Here is a 2,258-nt window from a genome sequence, read left to right on the forward strand (position 1 = left end):
GTGTTCCGAGCGCCCGGTGTGCGCCCGCATGCGCCCGGCGCACGCCCCGGCGCGGTCGGGCCTCCGGCGCCGGCCGCTCGGCGCACGCCCGGGGCTGGGGGCGGCGGGCTGTCCGGCAAGGACCGCTCCCGGCCGCCGGGGCCCAGGGTGGCCCCGCCCGGAGGCCGGACAGGACTCCTGCCCGCCGCCGGTGGGCCCGCCGTGGCACCCACCGCCCCAGTTCCGGGGAAGGGCGGCCGGGGCCCCGCGTTGTCGCCGCCGGCCGCGGTTCCGCGTCCGCGCGTCCTGCCGCGCCCCCGCGCCGCCCCCGGCCCCGGGTGTCAGGCCGCCCGCGTCGCCGGAAGCGGGTCCGCGTGGTGCAGGGAGCCGGTCGCGCCCAGGTCCGCCAGGATCGCCGTCGACGCCCGGTACCCCGAGTGCAGTGCGCCCTGCGGGGAGCTGGTGTCGCGGTGGTCGCCGCACACGTACAGCCCCGCCAGCAGACGCACCGGCCGGCGGCAGTCGTGCGGCGCGCGCATCACCGGCACCGCCTCCCGGGTGTGGTGCACGGCGAGGGTCTCCCAGCGTGCCGTGGAGGTGCCGTACAGGCGCGCCAGATGTATACGGACCGCCGTGTCCACACCGTCGGGCGGGCTGCCGAGGACCGTGGAGGAGATCAGCGCGCGGCCCGCCGGGGCCCGGCTCGGGTCGACGGCGCTGATCACGGCCGTGTGGGCGACCGGACCGCCCCGGTCGGCGTCCAGCAGCAGCGAGGCGCCCGTCTCCGGCGGGTCGTCCGTGGTGTGGTGGACGACCGTCACCGGGTGGAAGTCCGGCACCCGCAGCCCCGGCAGCAGCTCCGCGGCACTGCGGGCATCCGTGGCGACCAGGACCGCGCGGCAGCGGAACACCCCGTGCTCGGCGGTGGTCACCGCCGTGGTGGACACCGACGTCACCTGGACGCCCGTGTGCACGCTGCCCGGCGGCAGCGCCCTGGCCAGCAGCTCCGGCAGCACGTCCGCGCCGCCCTCCGGCAGACACAGCCGGCCGGCCGCGAAACCGCGCAACGCCAGGTCGGCGCACCGGCTGGACGTGGTCAGCTCCGGGTCGGACAGCAGGGCCGACAACAGCGGGCGCAGAAAGCCGTCCACCGTACGGGCGGGCAGCCCGCGCGCGGCCAGCGCCTGCCCGGCCGGCAGCTCCGGCCGGGACAGCAGCCGCTCCACCGGCAGCTGGGCCAGCCGGACCAGAGCGGCGTCCAGCCGGGCCTGGTCGACGGGTGTGCCCAGCGGGGCACCGGAGCGGGCCCTCGGCACCGCGCCGCGCTGTGCGGTGTTCCTCGGCATCGGCGGGCGGGGCGCACTCGCCAGAGCGCGCACCACATGAAGTGCGCCCCTTGTGCTTCCTCGTACGCTCCGTGCGCCGCCCGCGCCGGCCACCGCGCCCGCCCGGTGGCGGCGGCCGTCGCTGTGCAGCAGGACCCCCGGGGCGAAGGGACGCAGCACGAGCGCGTCCAGTCCCGGGGTGCGGCGTAGTTCGGGATAGGCGGTGGACAGCAACTGCCCGATGCGGTCCAGCCGGAAGCCGTCGACCTTCTCGGTCGCCATCCGGCCGCCGACGCACGGGGCGGCCTCCAGTACCGCGGTGGTGACTCCTGCGCTGGTCAGCCGAAGCGCCGCCGAGAGCCCGGCGAGGCCGGCTCCCACCACGACGACGTCTGCCTGGTACGCGGGCTCAAGCACGTGCCCCTCCTCAGGGTTGCGCGGCCGGTGGAGACGTGATGCCCCCAACAGCCGCCGGGGATACCCGAGTTCGGGACGACCTTAGGGCGACCGTCGGTCAGCGGCAGTCGCGCATGGACAGGGCACGGTCGCACGCCGGTCGCAAACGGTCACTCGTGACCGTCACGCCGCGCGGATCGCATCCTCGACGTCCGGGAACGCGAACACGAACCCCGACTCCAGTAGCCGTACCGGCAGCACCCGCGCACTGCCCAGCACATCCCCGGACAGCTCGCCCAGCACCGCCCGCAGCACCGGCGCCGGCACGCTCAGCACCGTCGGCCTGCGCAGCACCCGCCCCATCGCCGCCGTGATCTCACGGTTCGTCAACGGCCGAGGCACCGTCAGATTGAACGCGCCGGACAGATCGTCACGGTCGAGGAGATGCCGGATCGCCGCGACCTCGTCGTGCAGCGAGATGTACGACCAGAACTGCCGCCCGTCGCCCAGCCGCCCGCCCAGCCCGGCCGAGAACAGCGGGAACAACCGCCCCCATGC

General features: G+C 76.4%; 2 protein-coding genes. Both read right to left on the reverse strand.

What is annotated here, in order from left to right:
- Positions 1-320: 320 nt before the first annotated feature.
- Positions 321-1,721 carry an NAD(P)/FAD-dependent oxidoreductase gene (locus MTQ10_RS29895; RefSeq protein ID WP_247473652.1) on the reverse strand — a complete coding sequence of 467 codons (1,401 nt, stop codon included), beginning with the start codon at positions 1,719-1,721 and terminating at the stop codon, positions 321-323.
- A gap of 162 nt (positions 1,722-1,883) precedes the next feature.
- Positions 1,884-2,258: DUF1731 domain-containing protein (locus MTQ10_RS29900; RefSeq protein ID WP_247473667.1), on the reverse strand; the 375-nt coding region annotated here is incomplete at its 5' end.

The sequence above is a fragment of the Streptomyces sp. XM83C genome, assembly GCF_023072675.1.
Lineage (GTDB): Bacteria > Actinomycetota > Actinomycetes > Streptomycetales > Streptomycetaceae > Streptomyces > Streptomyces thermocoprophilus.